This window comes from Moorena sp. SIO4G3 (assembly GCF_010692305.1).
Lineage (GTDB): Bacteria > Cyanobacteriota > Cyanobacteriia > Cyanobacteriales > Coleofasciculaceae > Moorena > Moorena producens_A.
The window spans coordinates 1-22,176 of the sequence record NZ_JAAHIG010000018.1 but is presented as its reverse complement, the minus strand read 5'-3'; the positions used below and the strand labels follow the sequence as shown (position 1 = coordinate 22,176).

The following is a 22,176-nucleotide window of genomic DNA, read 5'->3' as shown; positions in this document are numbered from 1 at the left end:
GGTCAATCGCAATCTGGTTAACCCGTTACAGGTTATAGGTTACAGGTTATAGGTTACAGGTTATAGGTTACAGGTTATAGGTTACAGGTTACAGGTTAGGCGGTGATTAAACCTTGGCCAAAAGGCGACGCTACGCGAACAACCTCTTTTAGGAACTATACTTTCTCACGGAAGTCATGGATTCATAGTGGGTACGGCTAACGGCTGATACCTGAATGCTTACCATGGTGGTTCATTATGCCTAGGTATAAAATAACGACGCTAGCAGATATAATCTGATCTATCATTCTGTTATCCGATCTATTACTTGCGATCTATTACTTGTTAACTACCATGAGAGCATCTAATCGAATTACCCTAGTTTTGTTTCTACTGCGCCTCAGTGTTTTTATAGTAATGCTGATGTGGACAATCGATAAATTCGTGCCTCCTGAACATGCAGCTGCGGTCTATGAAAACTTTTACTTTATTAGTGGAATCGGTAACAGCATTTTTACTCTTATTGGGGCTATACAGCTAGTCATCATCATCGGATTTTTACTCTTAGTGGAAAAAACGATTTACTTATGGTAGCTTATTATTAGTATTTCATGGGGTATCAACTCTCTCAGCATATCAGCAATATCTAACCCCCTGTTCTGATCAGAATTTGCTATTTTTTGCTCCATGGCCAATGTTAGCAGCTTGCTTTGCTCTTTATTATCTCAGAGACCTTGATACGCTGTTTGTAATCGATAGACGATCGGTAATCTAAAGACAAAAAGCTGGGATAAAAGTTGAAAGTTGAAAGTTGAAAGTTGAAAGTTGAAAGTTGAAAGTTGAAAGTTGAAAGTTGAAAGTTGAAAGTTGAAAGTTGAAAGTTGAAAGTTGAAAGTTGAAAGTTGAAAGTTGAAAGCGGTTACTAACCTAATCAGGTACACAGGATTTTTTCCATCTTGCCTCTTGCCTCTTGCCTCTTGCCTCTTGCCTCTTGCCTCTTGCCTCTTGCCTCTTGCCTCTTGCCTCTTGCCTCTTGCCTCTTGCCTATTCTCTGTTCCCAGATCCGCTGTTCCCTAAAACTCAAGAATCTGTACCTAACCCAATTGAAAACAGCTGTAATTATGAAATATTGGCGGGAAACCTGTGCTGTAGCACAGCGAATCTTGATTGAACTATGGCGAAGGCAGCGTAGCCTATTATTTTGGAGTATTTTTCCAATTACTGTGCTATTTCTCAACGGTTTAATTATGGCAGAACAGGCTCAGCTATCAACCGCTGAAGCATTTGAACGTGCTGCCCCAACTACTCTTGTGGGTGCTGCTTTGTTTTTTAGCTGCTTGGGGGGTAGCGTCGCAACGGTAGTCTCAGAACGAGAACAGCACATGCTCAAGCGTTTATTTATCTCTCCATTAGGCGGCATATCCTATTTCTTAGGAATTTTTTTGGCTCACAGCTGCATTGCTACAGGTCAAGCCTTAGTGGTTTATACCATAGCAGCATTTTTGGGGGCAAGGTTTCAAGGTTCCGTGTTGCTAGGAGTATTGATTATTTTGCTGAGTATTATTGCTTATGTGGGAGTGGGATTTTTTCTGGGAACTCAATTAGCGCGGCGCACTGAGGACGTTAATGCCTTAGTGGGAACCTTCGGTGTACCTCTATTAATTTTGGGTGGTGCGTTTTTACCAACTGCTTTGTTTCCGGAACAGTTACTGGAAATCGCTAAGTTTAACCCAATTTATCATATGAACGAAGCCTTGCTGGGAGTATGGGCTGATGGCAAGGGTTTGGTGGAAATCGAGTCTCATTTCTGGTTTTTGTTTGGCTTTGCCTCAGTGATGGTGATAGTCGCATGGTTGTCATACCAGGGGATGGTTCAGGTCGAGAGGAGATTGTAATTACCCATGGGAGTTTTGTGCAGGGTAAGCTAGTTGAAACCATTAAAGAATGAGGAGTTTTGCACAAATAAATAAACTTAAGTATAGTCGGGTCAGTTATCTATGACCTAGTACGTCTATAAAATTCTCCGATTATCGTAAAAAAAGTCTGATTAAATTGCCTTAGTATTGCTGAAGGTTTAACTAGTGCTAAATATCCATAAATTAAGTAAGTCTTACGGTAATCGAAACGTTCTGCGGGATTTAACCCTAACTATTCCAGCGGGAGAAATATATGGTTTACTCGGACCCAATGGTGCAGGTAAGACAACTACTATCAATATCATCTGTAACTTACTACGAGCGGATAGTGGTGCGATCGCAATCAATAACCAACCAGTGTCCGAGGCAACGAAAAAGCTGATTGGGGTTGCTCCCCAAGAGAATTTACTGTATCAAACCCTTAGTTGTCAAGAAAACTTGTATTTCTTTGCTCGTCTGTATGGGTTAGATGGTCAGCAGTGCTCTAAACAAGTTTACACTGCCCTTGCTGCGGTCAATTTATTAGAGCGGGCAAAAAGTCCAGTGGAAACCCTCAGTGGTGGGATGCAGCGACGGATGAATATTGCTGTTGCTCTAGTGCATCAGCCGAAATTACTTATTTTAGATGAGCCTACCACAGGCTTAGATATTGAAGCCCGATATGAAATTTGGGACTTGATTCGACGTCTTCAGGGCCAGGGAATTACTATTTTGCTGACCACTCATTCCCTTGATGAAGCAGAACGTCTTTGCCACAGAATTGGCATTCTTAAACAGGGACAGATTGTAGCAGAGGGGAGTTTGGTTGAGTTACGGCAAAAGATTCCGGCTCAAGAAATTGTAGTAGTAGACACCCCTCAAGAAGAACAAGCGATCGCTCGTGCCCAAGAATTAGGCTTTACTCATCGCCGCTATGGCAATGATTTAGCGTTTTGGCTACCAGAGTCTTTAGACCTGAAGGACATTATGGCATGTTTTGATGGGATTCCCCTCGATTCCATTGCTCGTCAACCAGTGCGGCTTGAGTATGTCTATGTAGAGGTTACATCAAATCTGGGAAATAAGTTAGTGGTTAGTCGTTAGCTTCCGGCAAAAGAAGCCCCACATCTCAATGCGCAGCATGAGTGTGGGATGAATTTTGCACAGAGTCTTTCACAAAAGACCAATCGATGTGTTATACTCGCGCATACTGACTTTCAAAGCCGAAAATGCTGGAAAGTTGGTAAAACATTATTAAACAAAAGACCAAAAAAACAGAGCGGCAGGGCAGTCCGTTCTTAAAGCCCAGCGCCTCCTAAGCAATAGCTGGATTGGCGCTTGTTGCCCACACTGAACTCAAAGAGTCAGTGTGGGAGCTGTCACTGAGAGTGTGTTGATCTCTACTAACTACTGTAGGGGCGAACAGCTGTTCGCCTCTAGTGACATACTCCCTCCACTGACTCTGCTCTTACAGAGCCGCTCCGCGAACGAGTGAGCGTGTAGGCTTCTTGCCAACTCCACCCAACGGTATCGGCTTTCGCCGACGCTGCGCGAACGGATACGTAGGCTTGCTTTATTAACGACACGGTCAGAAGTTACCGCTTAAAGAGTGGAGCCAAAATGGTTAGCAGGCTATGCAGATGCATGGTTAAAACTTTATGATTAAGGCGACCCTGTCTTGATGCAATAGCGAGTGGGGGAAACCCCCAAGACCGCGCTGCATCGCTCTGATAAGGTTTCGTCTCCGAGCCGGAACAATACAATAAGTTCTATTTTTAAGGAACGTAGGTGGCTGACTTGCCCAGCATTTAAGGCCTTTGGCCACGCTTCGCGAACGGCTTTGTTTATCAGTAAATATATTATAGCAATTTTATAATACCCTGTGCAAAATTCATCCCACACCTATGCTACGCATAGGTGTGGGATGAATTTTGCCGGACAGCTAACCACCAACAAAAAAAGAACAAGCTGGATATTGTGGGTGATTAACGATAACAATCTACAAACCATTCCCTTTGCTCGACAGCTGAGCCGCAACTTTCCTGAATACGTACAGCAAGCCTTCTGATGACAAAAGACTCATCTGGGCCAGGATATAATCAGCTAAGTGAGTAGTTGCTGACAGCACAATCAAACCCGATTCTTGGTCAAGCAAGCGCTCAATCAATTCAGCCTTTTCCTCTACAGATAATGTTTCGGCTAGACGCCAAACGCTATCAACCTTATTAGGCTTGGAGTTAATGTCAATTACGCAATTCTTATACATTGCCTTACTGCCCTTCAATAACTGATGGGATTATAGAATTGCTGAGTTGACCGCCGTAACCGTAAATGTACTTAGAGAAAATAGACCAGCCCTGGAATTGTAAGTAAATTCCTCAAGGTTAATCAACCTGTTAGGGTTAATCAATGTTTTGTCTTCAGAGGGCTATTATAACCCTTTTTTTCAGGATTTGTCACTATTTCCAGATATCAAGGCAGAGCCTTTGTTGGATTACAGCTAATCAAACCTATTGTGAATGACTCGATGCTGCTGGCTTTGGCAGTGTTACGATCCCTGAAATCTGTGAAGATGCCTCAGATAACTGATGCTATCTAGTTTATGGGCGTTACCTAGGTAACTGTGATTACCTAATTTTAACTAAAACTTGAACAAGTTTACGCTTAACTTTACGAAGACTTTAAATAAAAGTATTTTTCTTTAAAAAAAGAATTGATAAATTGATAAATAGTCAAGTCAAGCAAAATATCAAAAACATTCAGGGTAAAAAAATAAGACACCTTAAGGTATTTTAATTTTTCAGGAATACTACAAAATTTAAATGTTGATTTATAGGGGAAGCTACGAAAAAATTATCGGTTTTACGAGTCTGATTTAGGGTGTATCAACTGGTGTATCAACTGGTGTATCAACTTCTGATGCCTTGAGGTGAGCTTAGTCTAAATTTGTTTGTCTGCAATGACCTTCTTGTGTCAATCATGTAATCTACCAAAGACAAAATCTGATGACTACTATTTTTGGATTTGAGACTGGCAACTTCATAAATTGGAACACTATCGGCGATGCCAGAATTGAGACAGCGGCATTTGGCAGTATTCCTTCTCAGGGAAAATTTCAGGCTTTAATTACTAATGATGTCGGTTCTGTAAGTGATAGCGCACTTGAAAACTTCTTGGGGTTCAACCCAGGCAGTATAGATGGTTTTGGCAATGGAGATGCCAAAGAAGGATCCGCTCTCAAGTTACAACCTATTACAGTCAACGCTGGGGATGTTTTGAGCTTCGACTTTAACTTCCTGACTGATGAGCTTACTCCTGACTCCACCTTCAAGGATTTTGCCTTTGTCTCCATCATCCCAAACGTTTTATCTAACCTGGCAGATACCAATAGTTCATTTCTGCTGTCTCCTACAGGATTTCGTGAGGAAACAGACTACGATACCTTTTCGAGATGGCCAGACTATCGCTACTGCTAGTTGGGACAACACCGTGAAACTGTGGAATCTCAAAGGCAAACTCCTGCACACCCTCACTGGACATAGCGAACCTGTCAATAGCGTGGCCTTTAGCCGAGATGGCCAGACTATCGCTTCTGCTAGTTGGGACAAGACTGTGAAACTGTGGAATCTCAAAGGCAAAGACCTGCACACCCTCACTGGACATAGCGCAGATGTCACTAGTCTCGCCTTTAGCCCAGAGGGCCAGACTATCGCTACTGCTAGTTTGGACAACACCGTGAAACTGTGGAATCTGCAAGGCAAAGTACTGCAAACCCTCACCGGACATAGCCAATATCTCATAACCGTCGCCTTTAGCCCAGACGGCCAAACTATCGCTACTGCTAGTTTGGACAACACCGTGAAACTGTGGAATCTCAAAGGCAAACCCCTGCACACCCTCACTGGACATAGCGAACCTGTCACTAGCGTGGCCTTTAGCCGAGATGGCCAGACTATCGCTTCTGCTAGTTTGGACAACACCGTGAAACTGTGGAATCTCAAAGGCAAAGACCTGCACATCCTCACTGGACATAGCGCAGATGTCACTAGCGTGGCCTTTAGCCGAGATGACCAGACTATTGCTACTGCTAGTTGGGACAAGACGGTGAAACTATGGAATCACCAAGGCAAACACCTGCAAACCCTCACCGGACATAGCGATTGGGTGAATAGCGTCGTCTTTAGCCCAGATGGCCAGACTATCGCTACTGCTAGTGATGACAACACGGTGAAACTGTGGAATCTCAAAGGCAAACCCCTGCACACCCTCACTGGACATAGCGATTGGGTGAATAGCGTGGTCTTTAGCCGAGATGGCCAGACTATCGCTACTGCTAGTGATGACAAGACTGTGAAACTGTGGAATCTCAAAGGCAAACACCTGCACACCCTCACTGGACATAGCGAACCTGTCAATAGCGTGGCCTTTAGCCGAGATGGCCAGACTATCGCTTCTGCTAGTTGGGACAAGACTGTGAAACTGTGGAATCTCAAAGGCAAACACCTGCACACCCTCACCGAACACAAAGCAAATGTCACTAGCGTGGCCTTTAGCCCAGATGGCCAGACTATCGCTACTGCTAGTTGGGACAAGACGGTGAAACTATGGAATCACCAAGGCAAACACCTGCAAACCCTCACCGGACATAGCGATTGGGTCAATAACGTGGTCTTTAGCCGAGATGGCCAGACTCTTGCTTCTGCTAGTTGGGACAAGACGGTGAAACTATGGAATCACCAAGGCAAACACCTGCAAACCCTCACCGGACATAGCGATTGGGTCAATAGCGTGGTCTTTAGCCCAGATGGCCAGACTCTTGCTTCTGCTAGTTCTGACAACACGGTGAAACTGTGGAATTTCGATTTAGATGATTTAGTGGCAAAGAGTTGTGATTGGCTCCATGATTACCTTGTCACTCATGAAAAGGAAACAGAATTAAGGGAAATTTGTGGTATTAAAGGAAGAAGGGAGCAGGGACTTCGGAGCAGGGAGCAGGGGTAGGTTTTACCCACACTTTCCCCTTATTCCTGATTCAACACTTCGGGTAATTTCCAAGACCGCCCTTGACAGTAAACATAACCATTATTAGTATAAATCCCGGAAAGTGCCCTAGCTAATACCAAGAATTCCTGCTGTTCTTCCGCAGTCATATAATTTTCATTGTGTAGACTCCCTGAGGCTCGGTTTGGATCTCCTCCGGAGTCCAGATATCGCTTACGGGCCAGAGTGGAGAGTTCTATCATTCGTTGATATTGCTGTTGTTGTAATTCACTTAAGGGCTTCATAATTCGGCTACAGGTGTAATCGGGGTAATTTCACCATTTGGTAAAAGCATAGCAAAGGGCAGAAGAAGGCTGGCAGTGCTGATGTACCAAATGCCATTGTCTTGGTCATAAACAGTATTTTCTAGTAATCCTAAGGTATCCAATGCATTGAGAATTAGATATTGTGCTTCTGTTGGTTCCATCACACCCGACCGAAGTTATAGGGATGTTGGTGATTTTACTCCCAAATCTTGATTATTCGTCCGGTTGAATACCCATAATAAACCTGTGGGGAGGTTGGGGCGGGGGCGCGGCGAGTGTGGGGAGATGGGGAGATGGGGAGATGGGGAGATGGGGGGATCGGGAGATAGGGAGATGGGGAGATTTTTATTAGAGTAATTATACGGACATCATATAATCCCTGTTGATAAAGCCGGGGAAAAGTAGTTTACCATGGTTAATAGTATGTTTAACTACATTTTTGGTGATTTTCATACTATGTCCTGATCTGTTGACAATAACGATAGCTAGGAAAATTTTATGGCTGGATTAAACATATTTTGATAAAATAGTCAACAGTTAATATCATAAGTTAAGATGATAATTTGTAATTAAATGTTAATAAACATAAACTCTCGTTACCAGAGAGGTAAATTGGGGTTACTATAGTAACCTAAGTAATCATATACACGTAATCCCGGAAGGTAAATATGATACAAGCTGCTGTCAAAAGGCTAATTCCTTTCGAGTCTCTTCTTGAAGCAATTACTACTCTGGAAATAGAAGACAAAATTAAGCTGACTAAAATCCTCGAAGAAGATATTGCTGAAATCCCACCGCAAATTGCATTAAAAAAATTGTTACAGCAACCAGTCTCCGAAATGCACTTTGAGCAATTTGAGGAACCTTTCCAAGCACCCGAGCCTGCTAAGACTGAAACGTCAAACGTGTCTCTGATTCCCCTGTCTCCCCTGCTGCCTCTAATTCCCTTACGTACCTCAGGGGATAACGTTGCGTAAAAAAATGCGATGTTCCTTCGTAACCGCTTCGCGATCGCAATCATATCGGTGCGTTAGCTTTGCCTAACGCACCCTATTCCCTGAATGCTGATAACTGAACGCGCACGCGTGCGCGTAGCGCTTTAGCTGAATGCTTACTAAACTTAACGAGAAATAATCACCGTAGAGCTATCGCGGTCGTCATCTTCAAAAATTGCCCCTAACCGCATCAAAACCCGTTTCATATGATTAGAAATACCTCGATTTTTAGCGAACCTAGCCCCTTTCACTTTTGCCCCCCTAATTTCAGCATGACTAAAATCAGCCCCTCTCAGATTGGCACCATCTAACTCAGCAAGATTCATCTTCGCACTTCTGAGATTAGCACTCCTAAGGTCAGCATTTTCAAAGATAGCCAAACTCAAGTCAGCTCCCTGAAGATCAACTCCCCTGAGATCACTGTGACTTAAGTCGCTACGAATCAGCTCAGCTTTGCGTAGGTTGGCACGAATCAGATGGACATAACTCAAATTAGCACGAATCAGGCAGACTTGGGTCATATCTGCTAAACTTAAATCAGCACCTTTAAGATTAGTTCCCCTCAGTTTCGCACCTTTGAGATTAGCTTCACTAAGCTCAGCACGGCTCAAGTTAGCATGGGATAAATCAACACACCTCAAGTCAGCCCCCCCCAGGTGGGCGCGGATCAGGTTAGTGCCCTGAAGGTTAGCTCTGCTCAAAATCGCATTACCCAGATTAGCCCCCCTGAGTTTAGCCCCCTGGAGGTAAGCACCTCCCAATTTAGCCTCGCTAAGATTAACACCAGTTAGGTCAGTTTTCCTGACGTCAGCTCCCCTCAAGTCAGCACCACTGAGGTCACCATCCCTGAGATTAGCACCATCTAATCGTATCCCCCTCAGGTCAGCACCACCAAGGCTTACCCCCTGGAGATTAGCACTCCTGAAGTCGCTCATGCTTAGATTGGCACTCCTGAAATCAGCCCCCCTCAAGTCAGCATTACAGAAGTTGGCACCTTGGAGGTTAGCCCCCCGGAAATCTGTTCCTCTGAAATCCGCTTCAATCAACCTAGCTTGGCTGAGGTCAGTGTAACTTAAGTCAGCTGCAGTGAAGTGCTCAGCCAGATTCAGCCCAACCATTGCAGTCAACTGCTCAAGATTGTCTGTTTCTGCCACTACAACCCGCTTGATCAGGCTGAGCAGAATCGGTTGAGATTTTTCCTCACCCATATTGCAATTCCACTCGAGACAGATAGGGCTTAAATTTACTTACCAACAAATGTTCCACAATCAGTCTGTTCAGGACAACGGTTTTATTGCGGGTAAGGTTATTAGACCACAACCCCTCAACTTCAGTTACACAAATATCTCGCTGGGATACTTCAAAGATTGCTTGGATACGACAGGGTAAAGCAGTGACATTCACAGTGGCGAGCTTTACCCGATTCAGGCAACCAAATAAAACACCATTGCCCTTCTGTTCTTCAAAAATCCAGGCAGGATTTTCCCCCGAAACTTGATTGGTAATGTGGCACCAGGAAACTTCATCGGTCTCGTAGGATTCTGGTTGAGATTCTGGTTGGCATCTCTCGTGGAATTGCCATTGGGTAGCTTCTGGAGTAACGGCACCTCCCCCTTTTTCCCTGTTGCCATTAGAATCTGTTGGACGCTGGTTGAGATCACAATTAGGCCATGGTGGCTGTTGATTACCTACTGTTGCCAGTTGAATATAACCGCCAAGCTCACGGAATTCATAGGGGATATTACCATGTTGGAGATGAAGGCGCAGTACTCCACCTTTGAGTCCAAATTTAACACGACCTTCGAGCAACTCTTCCCAGTGCTGCTTAAATTGAATGGTTAGGTATAAATTAATCTGCGGGATTTTAGAGGGTTTTTGCCAAAACTTACGTTTTTGTTTGTTTGGCGGAATCAGCGTTCCTTCCAATTTCATCCCTAAGCAATCTAGGCATTTATTCTTAGGCTCTGGTGGAGGCATGTAATAGCAAAGGGAATAGGGAATAGGGAGTAGGGAATAGGGAGTAGGGAGTCGGGAGTCGGGAGTCGGGAGCGGTGCGACCCGTGGCGAATTTAATTCGCCTACGGAAAGCGCACCGAGGGAGTAGGGAGTAGGGAGTCGGGAAGTTACGATCCAAAATTCCCACAATTCCTACACGGATTGCTCAAGTAAATACTCTAGCGTTTACCATAGCTATGAGGTACACATTTTTTTTTACATCTTGCCTCTTGCCTCTTGCCTCTTGCCTCTTGCCTCTTGCCTCTTGCCTATTAGCTGCTCCCTGCTCCCTGCTCCCTAAAACCCAGATAATTGTACCTCATGAGTCTAATAATTGCTATAGGTTAATAACCTAAGGTTAAGGCACCAGGTCGGCGAGGATCAGATGCACCTTCAAATGAATTGTTAATGTACATGATACTCTGGGTACTCCCCATAGCATTACTCACCGAAATCTTATATCCTTTATACTTTAATAATTGGGTTGTATCACCATTCAAACCCTGTTCTATAAAAAGTTTATCCGGTAACCATTGATGATGTACCCGAATGGCATTAGTAGCTGTAGCAATATTGAGCTGGTGATCAATTACATTCATAATCAATTGCAAAACGGTGGTAATAATCCTACTCCCCCCGGGACTGCCAGTGACTAGATAAGGGTTACCATCTTTGAGCACAATTGTTGGGGTCATAGAACTCAGCATTCTTTTTTCCGGTGCTATAGCATTGAATTCTGCTCCAGTTAACCCAAAAGCATTAGGGACTCCTGGCTTAGCTGAAAAATCATCCATTTCATTGTTGAGGAGAATACCCGTTCCCGGTACTGTAATTTTACTGCCATAGCTGAAGTTTAAAGTATAGGTATTAGCAACAGCATTGCCATACTTATCCATCACTGAATAATGGGTGGTATCATTGCTTTCTACCGGTTGAGTAGGATTACCAGGGGCAATTTCTGAACTGGGAGTTGCTCGATAGGGATTAATCCGTTGACGGATGCGTTCAGCATAGGTTTTAGAGGTTAATTCAGCAACGGGAACTGCCACAAAGTCAGGATCTCCTAAAAACTTAGAACGGTCAGCATAAGCTAACTTCATACTTTCCGTCATTAAATGAATGGTTTGGGCAGTATTATGTCCCAGTTTCCGAATCGGAAATGCTTCTAAGGTATTCAACATCTGCACCAGATGGATACCTCCAGAACTTGGAGGTGGCATAGAATAAATCTCATAGCCCCGATAAGTGCCCTGAATCGGCTCTCGAATCACGGGTTTATAGGTCGCTAAATCCTCTTTGGTAATCAGACCACCATTGGCTTCCATATCTGCTACGATAGCCGATGCGATCGCACCTTCATAAAAGGCTTTAGCCCCATATTTAGCAATCAGCTTTAAACTACGGGCTAAATCGTTTTGTACTAAGATTTCACCTACCTGATAAAGGACACCTCCTGGCTTATAAAAAATAGCCATACTCCCCTCAGAAGCCTGCATTCGCTGCTTAGAGTATCTCAGAGATATGAGCAAATCTTCAGAAACTGGGAACCCTTTTTCTGCTAATTCTATAGCTGGTTGTAATGCCCGTTCTAAGGAAATAGTGCCGTATTTTTCCAGTGCCATGGTTAACCCAGCTACTGTACCAGGAACACCAACAGATAAATAACTGTATCGAGACTTTTCTGGGTCAACCTCACCATTATTATCGAGAAACATATCACGAGTAGCAGCTAGTGGTGCTTTCTCCCGATAATCAATAGCAATGGTTTGGTTATCTTTGGCTAGATGTAAGAGCATAAAGCCACCGCCACCGAGATTGCCAGCTCGCGGTAAGGTTACCGCTAGGGTAAACCCCATGGTTACCGCAGCATCAACAGCATTGCCACCTTCTTTTAAAACGGCTAAACCAGCTTGTGAGGCATAGCTTTCTTGAGAGGAAACCATACCGTTGTTAGCGATAACAGGATGAAAGATATCTTTTCTGCTAAAGATAACTGTGTCTTGACCAAAGGCGCTGCCAGCACTAATGAAAATTAGAGTAGTGAGGCAAGTGATGATGAATTTATGTGTTTTGGCTATCTTGCCCATGGGATAGTTGAGGAAATATTGAGAGATTGGAAATGATTTTCGGCTTTCGGAAAGATACTATAACGGTTTCCACCAGCGCTACTAGGGAGTCGGGAGTCGGGAGTCGGGAGTCGGGAGTCGGGAGTCGGGAGCGGTGCGACCCGTGGCGAATTTAATTCGCCTACGGAAAGCGCACCGAGGGAGTCGGGAGTCGGGAGTCGGGAGTCGGGGGGATTACTGTTGCCTCTTGCCTCTTGCCTCTTGCCTCTTGCCTCTTGCCTCTTGCCTCTTGCCTCTTGCCTCTTGCCTACACACAGCCATATATCACTAATCGCACCAAAGTTTGTATCTAAATTGACAGTAGTTTAGACTGGTTAATGGTTCTTGTGTAAGGGCTGTAAGTAATCCCGACTAAAAAAGTCGGGTATGTTTGACGGACATTTTGAGGTATGTTACTTTTAATCAAGTCTTGACTGAACGTAATTAGAGAACGTAATTAGAGATATACCCATGAGCCAAGCCACAATTACTCCCAAAACCCAGGCATCTACCGCATTTACCAAGTTGAAGTGTAAAGAGTGTGGTGCGGAGTATGAGCCCAAGGCAATGCATGTTTGTGAGGAATGCTTTGGTCCGTTGGAAGTAAAATATGACTACGGCACCCTCAGACGCCATGTAACCCGGCAAAGCATAGAGGCAGGTCCGAAATCCATCTGGCGCTATCGTTCTTTCTTACCCCTTGCCACTGATAACTATATTGATGTTGGTACGGGAATGACTCCCTTAGTGAAATCGACTCGCTTGGCTAGACGCTTAGGGTTAAAAAATCTCTACATTAAAAATGATGCTGTCAACATGCCCACCCTGAGCTTCAAAGACCGGGTGGTATCAGTGGCTCTAAGTAGAGCACGGGAGTTAGGCTTCTCAACGGTATCCTGTGCTAGTACTGGAAACTTAGCGAATTCTACTGCTGCGATCGCAGCTCATGCTGGACTCGACTGCTGCGTGTTTATCCCTGCTGACCTGGAAGCGGGTAAAGTGATGGGCACTCTGATTTACAACCCCACATTAATGGCAGTCAAAGGCAACTACGACCAAGTCAACCGCCTCTGTTGTGAAGTAGCCAACAGCCACGGTTGGGGATTTGTGAACATTAACCTACGTCCCTACTACTCAGAAGGCTCCAAAACTCTGGGCTTTGAAGTGGCTGAACAACTAGGTTGGCAACTACCGGATCATGTTGTTGCTCCCTTGGCATCAGGCTCCCTATACACCAAGATCTACAAAGGCTTCCAAGAATTCATCAAAGTGGGTCTAGTGGATGATAAATCAGTGCGCTTCAGCGGTGCTCAAGCAGAAGGTTGCTCCCCAATCGCTCAAGCTTTCAAAGAAGGACGGGACTTTATTACTCCAGTCAAGCCGAACACTATTGCTAAATCTATTGCGATTGGAAACCCAGCCGACGGCATCTATGCTTTAGAAATAGCTAAGAAAACTAACGGAAACATTGAATCCGTGACTGATGCAGAAGTTATCGAAGGGATGAAGTTGCTGGCAGAAACCGAAGGAATCTTCACCGAAACCGCAGGAGGTACTACAATTGCTGTACTCAAGAAGTTGGTAGAAGCTGGTAAAATTGACCCCGATGAAACTACAGTAGCCTACATCACAGGTAATGGCTTGAAGACCCAAGAAGCCGTTCAAGGTTATGTGGGTGAACCTTTGGTAATTGAACCAAAACTAGACAATTTCGAGCAAGCATTAGAGCGGGCTAACACCCTAGACCGTCTGGAATGGCAGCAAGTTTTAGTTTAAGCAGTCAGCAGTCAGCAATCAGCAGTCAGCAGTCAGCGGTCAGCTGATTTTATTCAAAAGCATCGATGGCGCTACGCCCACGCTGCGCCAACAGTAGCCTCGCTTACAGCCAATGGCTGATAGCTGATGGCTGATAGCTGATAGCTGATGGCTGATAACTGATAACTGATAACTGATAGCTGATGGCTTACCATTCAACCTTCAAAATTGAGAATTAAAAGCAAGATATTGATTATGGCTGTAAAAGTTTTAATTCCTACTCCTCTGCAAAAATATACCCAAGAGCAAGCAACAGTAGAATGTCAGGGAACGAATGTTTCTGAGCTGATCGAATCCCTGGAAACTAATTGTCCTGGAATTAAACAACGCCTGTGCGATGAGCAGGGTAAACCCCGTCGATTTTTGAATCTCTACGTGAACGGGGAAGATATCCGCTTGTTGGAGAATACAGAAACAAAACTCAACGATGGGGATGAAGTGAGTATTGTCACAGCTGTTGCTGGTGGTTAGAGATTATTGTGGTTAATCGTAGGTGGGCAGTGCTTACCTAAGGGATTGGTAAGCTTGGTGAATCTGTCTGATGCACTGCCCACCCTACAGGAACTTTCGTCCTGGGTTTTAGAAGGGAAAAGGGCACAGGGAGTAGGGAACAGGGCACAGGGAACCCTGATCTGACTCCCCATTTCCCCATCTCCCGAACTCCCGACAGTAACTGGATTTTCAGCGGCGCTATACAAGACTCGGGGGTTGATCGGGATTGCTGCAAGTATTTTGATACCACGCATTTAGCTAGCCACCTGAGCTGGCCGCTAAATCAATGATTATTTTGCGATCGCTATGGCAGTCTGTGTACCCAGAGCAGTTCAGTTTCGGAACTGGCACAACGGCAGTCTGCCATAGTTGCTGAATTTTTGTATATTACAATTAGACTATTAAATCGTATAAAAAAACTCTAGCCTCTCTTGTAACTAAGTGAGTGAAGCTAAGTGACTGAAACTTGGTGACTGAAACTTGGTGACTGAAACTTGGTGACTGAAACTTGGTGACTAAGTTGGCAGGATAACCATAAATACAAATATCCCCTTAGTATATCATATCAGAAACTAAACCTATAAAATATTTTTTTTTGGTTATTATCATCAGTAGTACCTAGAAACGTCAATAATTGTTGAATTTATAAAAAACTAAATAAATTAAGTAATTAACTAATTAAGTAATTTGCCGCCTTATATCCATGAGACAATCCCTGAAAAACTTCCCCCGACTCAAACGTGTTCTGTTCACTGGAGCGATCGCAACCACAGCAGTTTGGTCTTGGGCAACACCGATTAATGGTAGCTCTGTGGTTGTAGCATTTCAGGATAGCCCCAAAACGATTGTTGATGAAGTTTGGCAAACTGTCAATCGGGAATATGTCGATAACACCTTTAACCAAGTTGACTGGCAAGCGACTAGGCACAAACTTCTGAGCAGAAGCTACGCTTCAAAGGAAGAAGCCTATAAAGCGATTCGGAAAGCCCTAGAAACCTTGGAAGACCCCTACACCCGCTTTTTAGTGCCAGAACAGTTCCAAGCCTTGACAAACCAAACTATTGGTGAACTGTCTGGTGTGGGTATTCGCATGGAAATAGAAAAGCAGACCGAAACCCCGTTAATCATTGAACCGATTGAAAATTCCCCAGCGTTTAAGGCAGGTCTTCAAGCTGGGGATAGGATTTTAGCAGTAGATAGCAAAGCTACGAAAGGGTTAAGTCTCGAAGATGCCTCGAAACTAATCCGGGGTAAAGTGGGGTCATCAGTGACTCTGCGGATTGCCCGACCAGGCCAGGGCATTTTTGAGATAGAACTAACCCGAGCTCAGATAGAAATTCCCTCTGTTCGTTACAGCGTCAAGGAGGAAGGGAATCTGCGAGTGGGTTATATCAGCTTAAATGAATTTAGTTCCCATGCAGCTGAAGAAATGCAACGGGCAATTAGTAACCTAAATCAGCAGAAGGTGAATGCTTATGTCCTAGATCTGCGGGGTAATCCAGGGGGATTGCTTTTTTCCAGTATTGAAATTGCCCGGATGTGGATGCAAGAGGGAGAAATTGTTAGCACTATAGACCGGATCGGTGGCAAACAGGCATACACCGCTAATCGAACCGCCTTGACCCAACTGCCCTTAGCGATTCTAGTGGATGGTAACTCCGCTAGTGCTAGTGAGATTCTAACTGGTGCTCTCAAAGATAACAAACGCGCTACTGTTATCGGTTCTCGCACCTTTGGTAAAGCTGCTGTCCAGTCTGTCCATTCCTTATCCGATGGTTCGGGTTTAACGGTGACCGTCTCTCGCTACTATCTACCCAGTGGTCAAGATATTAGTTTGAAAGGAATTGTGCCCGATATTCGCCAAGAGTTGACCCTTGAGCAACGGCAACTGCTATCTAGTCAACCGGGATGGCGTGGCACTAGTAGGGATCCTCAATACGGAAAAGCGATCGCAGTTTTAAAATCAACTACTGCCTCTGGGCCTGGAACCCTCAGTCAACCCATAAACTCAGGTAGGGTCTGGTAAGCTGCGCTGGAAATCGGGAATCGGGAATCGGGAATCGGGAATCGGGAATCGGGAATCGGGAATCGGGAATCGGGAGGAGATGTAGGGTGGGCAGTGCACTAGACAAATTCATCTTGGTGGCGTACACCCAGGTATGCACTGCCCACCAAGGATGAATCACAATAGAACAGATGTAGGGTGGGCAGTGCACTAGACAAATTCATTGGCTGGCATACACCCAGGTATGCACTGCCCACCAAGGATGAATCACAATAGAACAATTGTTGATTAACTGTAATTGAATTCGTACTAATTCAATAGTTTACCAATCCCACCAGATGTAGGGTGGGCAGTGCACTAGACAGATTCATTGGCTGGCATACACCCAGGTATGCACTGCCCACCAAGGATGAATCACAATAGAACAATTGTTGATTAACTGTAATTGAATTCGTACTAATTCAATAGTTCACCAATCCCACCAGATGTAGGATGAATCACAATAAAAGCATTGTTGTGAACTGAAATTGATTGCGATTCTCTGGAAGAGACGCTACGCGAAAGCATTCAACCACCTTACCCATCGTACCATTCTTGTCGCTAATTGATATCAGGAAGTATAGCGTTTACTAGTAAGGGTAATTGACATCTAAATTTTTGTCCCGACTCCCGACTCCCGACTCCCGATTCCCAATTCCCGATGCCCTAAAACATAATAAGCAAAAAAAAAATAGCCGCAGAAAACCTTCTACGGCTAGGAGTTTTTAGTTATGCCTCAACTTTCTAAACCAATCCAGAAATGATCCCATAGGATTGACCAAAGGTCACGCTACGTGAACAAACCTGATACTTTGGCCAGGGGGGTTACCCCCCCTATAATTTAAGAGTTTAACCCAAATTTAAATACTTGGTCATCATGGTGATGAATTCGCCAGGAATTCCAGTCGGCTGAAGGGGGCTCCACTCGGAGATTTCGGCGTAACCCCGTGCATAAAGGGTATGCATGGTGTTGTTTATTGCCCGGCGAGACCCCTTCAGAATGTGCTTAATGGGGTATTTTTTTGGGGAAGGTTCCTGAGGAGTATTACTAGGAGTGATATCCTCAGGAGTGTTTTGTGGATCTGGGCGAAAGTTGTCAGGCATAGTTCAAAAGTGCTTTTGAATTTTCCATATATAATCATAACGATTACAATTTTATTTGTCAAGGATTTTTAGATTTTTTTTTGAGGGGTAATGGAATAGAATTAAGAATTTATAATTAAGAATTTATAATTAAGTGCGTAGGGTGCGTTAGGGGCTGGCTCGCCTTTTAAACTTCGTAGCTAGTATTGGACCCGCCCCGTAACGCACCACCAAGTAGAAGTTAGAATCGGGAATCGCAAACAGGGCACATAGTAAAAATGTTAGCGTTCGTTTTTTTGTGAGTTTAATTTACTGATAGCCTTGGAAACAGGAAATAAAAAAATCAAGATATCCAAAAAATTGTTATAGGTATATAAAATGAATTATGATATTTTTTTACCCGACTCCCTGTATTTTTTTTGTTAGACTAAATCAAGATTGAATTTTATGTATCTACAAATAATACAATATAGTTAACTTTAAAATAAAACAAGTTTGGACAAAAGCTGAGATCACAGCCAGGTAATGATTAGTTGCTGACATCTGACTGACGTTAACTAGCAAAGATTTATGAACCGGGCAGTTATATTAACCGCTATTCCTGTTGAATACATTGCTGTTAAGGCTCATTTGAGCAATCTTCAAGAGGAAGAACATGAACAAGGGACAGTTTATGAACTAGGACAGTTTTCAGATAATGGTAAGTCCTGGGAAGTAGGAATTGTTGAGATTGCTCCGGGAAATACCAGAGCAGCAATGGAAACAGAAAGAGCGATCGCTTACTTCGATCCTGATGTTGTTCTGTGTTTTTAATACGTATAATGTCTTATACATTAAATTGTATTTTTGTCAATTATATTTTATACCAAATTTGTATTATATGAGATTTTATATGAGGTTTTATACCAATTTTGGTATTACATGAGGTTTTACATGAGTTTTTAGCCGCAGCAGCCGGGGACAAGCGCTAAAGTATGGGTTTACTGACTAATGCCTAAGGTAGCACTATAGGTAATGGGTTGTAGGGGTTTGGATTCTGAAACATAGGACTTACGCAAATCCCTCAATTTAAGGCTACCTGTAGGGTGGGCAAAACCTTGCCCACCCTACCCATGGATTGTGTGCGTAAGTCCTGAAACACTTAGAGCTAATTCGTAAAGTAAATCTTAAGAAGTCTGAAAGCCTTGCTATGATTGTCTTTTAGCTATTAAATAGTTCAATTGTTCTATTTTTACGCAAGCCTTATCCTACAAGGTTTAGTGCGAGTTTACGAATCAGCTCTTAATTTTTCAAGGGTTTTAGAGCCGAAATGACCACGTTTTTAATACGTATAATGTCTTATACATTAAATTGTATTTTTGTCAATTATATTTTATACCAAATTTGTATTATATGAGATTTTATATGAGGTTTTATACCAATTTTGGTATTACATGAGGTTTTACATGAGTTTTTATATGAGGTTTTATATGAGGTTTATGAGGTTAAGAGATACTTATTAGGTTTAATATTAGATTGTTCCAACTAAAAATTAGGAACTCGGGATAATTGTTCAAAGTTGTGGAACAAATGAACTATATAAGAGGTGCTTGCCCTGTGCTTAGTGTTATGTCATCAGAGTAAGCTTAAACCCTGGTTGACTGACAAAAAATGAAGTCAAAAGTGCTCAAATACTTATCTGGAGAGAGATAGCCGCCCTTGACTAAAGTGAGTGGGAGCCAGCATTCTAAGGATAGAAACCACTCATACCCTTGGAATGCTGTGAAAAAAACTCCCGTCTATACAATGCCTTGAAGAGCTGGATAGATCAACCCAGTGACTGGGCTCACCTGAGCCACCTGACAACCTGTTTGTGGATGGTGGTGGCCGTGATCAAAACAGGGGAGGTAAATTTGACCCGTTGGATTCCTGAGATTCCATGTAGAGGCCAATATGCCCAAAGCAAGCAACGCCGGATGCAACGCTGGCTGCATAATGCTCGAATTAACATCCATCGATTGTACAAACCTTTGATTCAAGCAGCTTTGGCGGATTGGAAGGATGACACTATTTATTTGAGTTTGGACACCTCACTGTTCTGGGATCAATATTGCCTGGTGCGATTGGTTGTGGTGCATCACCGGACGTGCCTTGCCTGTGGTCTGGCGAGTGCTCGAACATCGCAGTGCTTCTGTATCCAAAACACGATTATCGCGAGATGTTGCAACAAGCCATACACCTCTTGCCCAAAGGGGTTAAGGTCGTTTTACTGGCAGATCGAGGCTTTGTCCACACCGATTTAATGAAAGCCATGACAACCCAATGGGGCTGGCACTATCGGATTCGTTTGAAAAAGGACAGTTGGATTTGGCGAGCCGGAAAAGGATGGTGTCAGCTTAAAGATTTCCATGTTCTACGAGGTGAAGCCCTCTGCTTTCACAATGTCAAACTCCACAAGGAGTACGCTTTTTGGTGGGGTCCATCTCGTCTTCGGTCGTAACAATGTCAATGGTGAGTTTTGGGCCATTGTTAGTGATGAAAAGACCACTCTTAAATCCTTTCAAGAATATGGATTGCGCTTTGATATCGAGGAAAATTTCTTGGATGACCAGTCCAATGGTTGGAATGTGCAAAAATCCCAAATTCGCTCAGTTCCTGCTTTATCAAGGGCTTAGGTTCATCCTGGCAGTTGCTACGTTATATGTCACAGCCGCTTGGGGTATCGGTCGTTGAAACAGGTAAACGTCGATGGGTAGACACACACTGGTTTCGAGGAAACAGCTATTTTCGGATTGGTTGGGAGTGGGTCAAAGCCTCGGAGCGAAAATGGCTGGAGACTGATTCGTCGGGTTCGTTTTACGAGTAATCATGATCCTGACCCAGTGATGGCCTCACGAACACAACATGATAAACGACGGTATCGACTGGAATTCAAAATACAAACGTACGAGTACGTGCTTGATTAGTTTTGTCAGTCAACCAGGCTTAAACCATAGATGGGACTCTAGATATAGTACAAATGTTTTGCATAAATGACATGTTTTCTGTAAAAAAATTAAAAGGAGAAGTTCAAATGAAAAGCATTCTCAAAATTTTTTCTTCCCTCTTGCTGACTTTTACCTTGTTCTTAGGGTTCACAGGAGCAGCAAGTGCGTCCTTCACCCACTGCGATCTGGTCAACAATTACTATTGTCCCTCTGTGAATTTGGATCTGTATGATGCAGTATTGGTGGACATACCAGGCAACAATGAGGTAGTTTTAGATATCGCTCCATTCGACATTGGCAACTCATACACTATGAATTATAAATTGGGAGGGGATCTAAAAGCCGGTGAGTTTATAGGTAATATACATGGTAGTATACCTACAGATGAACCTGATAACGGTTTTGTGCAAAACATCAGCAAGAATAATCCGCAAATTATCAATGTTACGCTAAGCAAGAAATACTAGACTTCTAGTAAACTGGGATTTTGCACTTCACCTACAGCTGATTCTGGGTATGGTTTCGCCCCCCACCCCTAACCCCCAATTCTGGGTGTAACAAAACTCTCAAGCGATGCAGAGGTGCGCTAGCGCACCTCTGCGGTCTTGGGGAAGCAGCGCGGTCTTGGGGGTTCCCCCCATGAGCGACTGCCGTGGTTTTCCCATGAGCGACTGCATCAAGATAAGTCTCCCAGAATTGGGGATTTAGGGGGCTTAAATAAAACCAGATGATCGCGCATTCATTTCTTAATTCAGCAACGCCACTTTGTCGGTAGAGACGATCAACTTGAGCAGCTCCATCGGGAACTTCAACAGACTGATCGATTAGCCATTTGTGCCATTGCCGGAATGGGCGGTGTGGGCAAAACCGAATTAGCTCTACAATATGCTCTAAGTTATCAGGAAAACTACCCTGGTGGTAGGTGCTGGTTTCCAGTGCGCGGGCTAGATCTGGGGATTCAAGTTGTTAGTTTTGGGCGTACGGAATTAGGATTAACCATTCCAGATGACCTAGAGTTCAAGGAGCAGGTAAGATACTGCTGGAGACATTGGCCAGAAGGAACAGTATTGATCGTGCTGGATGATGTCGCTTCTTTCAGCAATGACTACCAACAAACAATTAAACCCTATTTGCCTCCAGCTGAATCCCGCTTCAAGGTACTGGTCACCAGTCGTCAGCGTGCAGGGGCTTCTTACCGACGAATTGATTTGGATGTACTATCCCCAGAGGCAGCATTAGAATTATTAGGTAAGCTTGTTGGAAAAGAGCGCATTGATAAAGAACTAACCGAAGCAGAAGCCTTATGTAAATGGTTGGGGTATTTGCCTTTGGGTTTGGAGTTAGTCGGAGGATATTTAGATCTACATCCGACCTTAACCATTGCTAAAGTTCAGAAACGTTTAGAGAAAAAGAAATTAGGTACGGTCGATGCCCGGTATTATCCGGGGCACCTCCGCTTCAGAACCGTACGTGCGACTTTCACCGCATACGGCTCCTAGGA

Annotated in this window: 29 protein-coding genes; 20 read left to right on the top strand and 9 right to left on the bottom strand. The window is 43.9% G+C overall.

All coding sequences use genetic code 11. From position 1 onward, the window contains the following. Positions 1-333 precede the first annotated feature (333 nt). From F6J99_RS05855 to F6J99_RS05840, 4 genes are all read left to right on the top strand, one after another. Positions 334-573, top strand: a complete 240-nt coding sequence (locus tag F6J99_RS05855) for a hypothetical protein (protein ID WP_293112110.1) — start codon at positions 334-336, stop codon at positions 571-573. A 315-nt stretch (positions 574-888) separates the two neighbouring features. Next, complete coding sequence (locus F6J99_RS05850; RefSeq protein ID WP_293112109.1) at positions 889-1,056, top strand: hypothetical protein; 168 nt, start codon at positions 889-891, stop codon at positions 1,054-1,056. 44 nt (positions 1,057-1,100) lie between these two features. Beyond that, positions 1,101-1,874, top strand: a complete 774-nt coding sequence (locus tag F6J99_RS05845) for an ABC transporter permease (protein ID WP_293112112.1) — start codon at positions 1,101-1,103, stop codon at positions 1,872-1,874. A gap of 186 nt (positions 1,875-2,060) precedes the next feature. Then, positions 2,061-2,978 carry an ABC transporter ATP-binding protein gene (locus tag F6J99_RS05840; RefSeq protein WP_075902439.1) on the top strand — a complete coding sequence of 306 codons (918 nt, stop codon included), beginning with the start codon at positions 2,061-2,063 and terminating at the stop codon, positions 2,976-2,978. Positions 2,979-3,310: 332 nt separating this feature from the next. On the opposite strand, the gene F6J99_RS05835 is transcribed toward F6J99_RS05840, so the two are convergent. Further along, positions 3,311-3,460 carry a hypothetical protein gene (locus tag F6J99_RS05835; RefSeq protein ID WP_293112108.1) on the bottom strand — a complete coding sequence of 50 codons (150 nt, stop codon included), beginning with the start codon at positions 3,458-3,460 and terminating at the stop codon, positions 3,311-3,313. Between the two features lie 107 nt (positions 3,461-3,567). Between F6J99_RS05835 and F6J99_RS05830 the strand changes: the two genes are divergently transcribed. Then, on the top strand, positions 3,568-3,750 hold the full coding sequence (locus tag F6J99_RS05830) for a hypothetical protein (protein ID WP_293112107.1): 183 nt from the start codon (positions 3,568-3,570) through the stop codon (positions 3,748-3,750). A 123-nt stretch (positions 3,751-3,873) separates the two neighbouring features. Here F6J99_RS05830 and F6J99_RS05825 read toward each other — a convergent pair whose 3' ends face one another. Then, positions 3,874-4,140 carry a hypothetical protein gene (locus F6J99_RS05825; protein ID WP_070394685.1) on the bottom strand — a complete coding sequence of 89 codons (267 nt, stop codon included), beginning with the start codon at positions 4,138-4,140 and terminating at the stop codon, positions 3,874-3,876. A 739-nt stretch (positions 4,141-4,879) separates the two neighbouring features. Here F6J99_RS05825 and F6J99_RS05820 point away from each other — a divergent pair. Together F6J99_RS05820 and F6J99_RS05815 are read left to right on the top strand one after the other, a co-directional pair. Continuing rightward, entirely contained in the window at positions 4,880-5,350 is a 471-nt protein-coding gene (locus F6J99_RS05820) for a hypothetical protein (protein ID WP_365972691.1), read from the top strand. Beyond that, on the top strand, positions 5,295-6,875 hold the full coding sequence (locus tag F6J99_RS05815; RefSeq protein ID WP_365972689.1) for a WD40 repeat domain-containing protein: 1,581 nt from the start codon (positions 5,295-5,297) through the stop codon (positions 6,873-6,875). The genes F6J99_RS05820 and F6J99_RS05815 overlap by 56 nt, the downstream gene beginning before the upstream one ends. A 20-nt stretch (positions 6,876-6,895) precedes the next feature. On the opposite strand, the gene F6J99_RS05810 is transcribed toward F6J99_RS05815, so the two are convergent. Further along, positions 6,896-7,159, bottom strand: coding sequence for a hypothetical protein (locus F6J99_RS05810; RefSeq protein ID WP_293112105.1), 264 nt, complete (start codon positions 7,157-7,159; stop codon positions 6,896-6,898). Next, positions 7,156-7,341: a hypothetical protein gene (locus F6J99_RS05805; RefSeq protein ID WP_070392097.1), complete on the bottom strand. Its 186-nt coding sequence runs from the start codon at positions 7,339-7,341 to the stop codon at positions 7,156-7,158. Before F6J99_RS05805 ends, F6J99_RS05810 begins: the two co-directional genes overlap by 4 nt. A 507-nt stretch (positions 7,342-7,848) precedes the next feature. Here F6J99_RS05805 and F6J99_RS05800 point away from each other — a divergent pair. Next, entirely contained in the window at positions 7,849-8,157 is a 309-nt protein-coding gene (locus F6J99_RS05800) for a hypothetical protein (protein ID WP_293112104.1), read from the top strand. A 143-nt stretch (positions 8,158-8,300) separates the two neighbouring features. On the opposite strand, the gene F6J99_RS05795 is transcribed toward F6J99_RS05800, so the two are convergent. Further along, the gene (locus F6J99_RS05795; RefSeq protein WP_293112103.1) at positions 8,301-9,383 is read right to left on the bottom strand and encodes a pentapeptide repeat-containing protein; all 1,083 of its coding nucleotides are present in this window, start codon (positions 9,381-9,383) and stop codon (positions 8,301-8,303) included. Continuing rightward, positions 9,376-10,320, bottom strand: coding sequence for a hypothetical protein (locus F6J99_RS05790; RefSeq protein ID WP_293112102.1), 945 nt, complete (start codon positions 10,318-10,320; stop codon positions 9,376-9,378). The genes F6J99_RS05795 and F6J99_RS05790 overlap by 8 nt, the downstream gene beginning before the upstream one ends. Before the next feature lie 47 nt (positions 10,321-10,367). Between F6J99_RS05790 and F6J99_RS05785 the strand changes: the two genes are divergently transcribed. After that, positions 10,368-10,526 carry a hypothetical protein gene (locus F6J99_RS05785; protein ID WP_293112101.1) on the top strand — a complete coding sequence of 53 codons (159 nt, stop codon included), beginning with the start codon at positions 10,368-10,370 and terminating at the stop codon, positions 10,524-10,526. Here the strand turns inward: F6J99_RS05785 and ggt are convergent. Continuing rightward, positions 10,515-12,257, bottom strand: coding sequence for a gamma-glutamyltransferase (ggt, locus tag F6J99_RS05780; RefSeq protein WP_293112100.1), 1,743 nt, complete (start codon positions 12,255-12,257; stop codon positions 10,515-10,517). The genes F6J99_RS05785 and ggt overlap by 12 nt on opposite strands. Positions 12,258-12,289: 32 nt before the next feature. Between ggt and F6J99_RS05775 the strand changes: the two genes are divergently transcribed. From F6J99_RS05775 to F6J99_RS05760, 4 genes are all read left to right on the top strand, one after another. Beyond that, entirely contained in the window at positions 12,290-12,412 is a 123-nt protein-coding gene (locus F6J99_RS05775) for a hypothetical protein (RefSeq protein ID WP_293112099.1), read from the top strand. Next, complete coding sequence (locus F6J99_RS05770; protein WP_293112098.1) at positions 12,400-12,567, top strand: hypothetical protein; 168 nt, start codon at positions 12,400-12,402, stop codon at positions 12,565-12,567. Before F6J99_RS05775 ends, F6J99_RS05770 begins: the two co-directional genes overlap by 13 nt. A 179-nt stretch (positions 12,568-12,746) precedes the next feature. Next, entirely contained in the window at positions 12,747-14,051 is a 1,305-nt protein-coding gene (gene thrC, locus F6J99_RS05765; RefSeq protein WP_293112097.1) for a threonine synthase, read from the top strand. A gap of 234 nt (positions 14,052-14,285) precedes the next feature. After that, complete coding sequence (locus F6J99_RS05760) at positions 14,286-14,561, top strand: MoaD/ThiS family protein (RefSeq protein ID WP_070392091.1); 276 nt, start codon at positions 14,286-14,288, stop codon at positions 14,559-14,561. On the opposite strand, the gene F6J99_RS05755 is transcribed toward F6J99_RS05760, so the two are convergent. Further along, positions 14,558-14,734 (bottom strand): hypothetical protein, encoded by a 177-nt coding sequence (locus F6J99_RS05755; protein WP_293112096.1) that lies wholly within the window; start codon positions 14,732-14,734, stop codon positions 14,558-14,560. The genes F6J99_RS05760 and F6J99_RS05755 overlap by 4 nt on opposite strands. A gap of 551 nt (positions 14,735-15,285) precedes the next feature. Here F6J99_RS05755 and ctpB point away from each other — a divergent pair. Together ctpB and F6J99_RS05745 are read left to right on the top strand one after the other, a co-directional pair. Further along, entirely contained in the window at positions 15,286-16,608 is a 1,323-nt protein-coding gene (gene ctpB, locus F6J99_RS05750) for a carboxyl-terminal processing protease CtpB (RefSeq protein ID WP_293112095.1), read from the top strand. Between the two features lie 621 nt (positions 16,609-17,229). Further along, positions 17,230-17,355 (top strand): hypothetical protein, encoded by a 126-nt coding sequence (locus F6J99_RS05745; RefSeq protein WP_293112094.1) that lies wholly within the window; start codon positions 17,230-17,232, stop codon positions 17,353-17,355. Between the two features lie 120 nt (positions 17,356-17,475). Here the strand turns inward: F6J99_RS05745 and F6J99_RS05740 are convergent, their stop codons facing one another. After that, positions 17,476-17,730 carry a hypothetical protein gene (locus tag F6J99_RS05740; RefSeq protein ID WP_293112093.1) on the bottom strand — a complete coding sequence of 85 codons (255 nt, stop codon included), beginning with the start codon at positions 17,728-17,730 and terminating at the stop codon, positions 17,476-17,478. Between the two features lie 549 nt (positions 17,731-18,279). Between F6J99_RS05740 and F6J99_RS05735 the strand changes: the two genes are divergently transcribed. The 5 genes from F6J99_RS05735 (at position 18,280) to F6J99_RS05715 (ending at position 22,174) form a co-directional block, all read left to right on the top strand. Beyond that, positions 18,280-18,522 (top strand): hypothetical protein, encoded by a 243-nt coding sequence (locus F6J99_RS05735; RefSeq protein ID WP_293112092.1) that lies wholly within the window; start codon positions 18,280-18,282, stop codon positions 18,520-18,522. Positions 18,523-19,460: 938 nt separating this feature from the next. Then, positions 19,461-19,991, top strand: a complete 531-nt coding sequence (locus F6J99_RS05730) for a hypothetical protein (RefSeq protein WP_293112091.1) — start codon at positions 19,461-19,463, stop codon at positions 19,989-19,991. A gap of 138 nt (positions 19,992-20,129) precedes the next feature. After that, positions 20,130-20,363 carry a hypothetical protein gene (locus F6J99_RS05725; protein ID WP_293112090.1) on the top strand — a complete coding sequence of 78 codons (234 nt, stop codon included), beginning with the start codon at positions 20,130-20,132 and terminating at the stop codon, positions 20,361-20,363. A 362-nt stretch (positions 20,364-20,725) separates the two neighbouring features. Further along, complete coding sequence (locus F6J99_RS05720; protein ID WP_293112089.1) at positions 20,726-21,142, top strand: hypothetical protein; 417 nt, start codon at positions 20,726-20,728, stop codon at positions 21,140-21,142. Between the two features lie 270 nt (positions 21,143-21,412). Then, positions 21,413-22,174: an NB-ARC domain-containing protein gene (locus tag F6J99_RS05715; RefSeq protein WP_365972695.1), complete on the top strand. Its 762-nt coding sequence runs from the start codon at positions 21,413-21,415 to the stop codon at positions 22,172-22,174. The last annotated feature ends 2 nt before the right edge of the window (positions 22,175-22,176 follow it).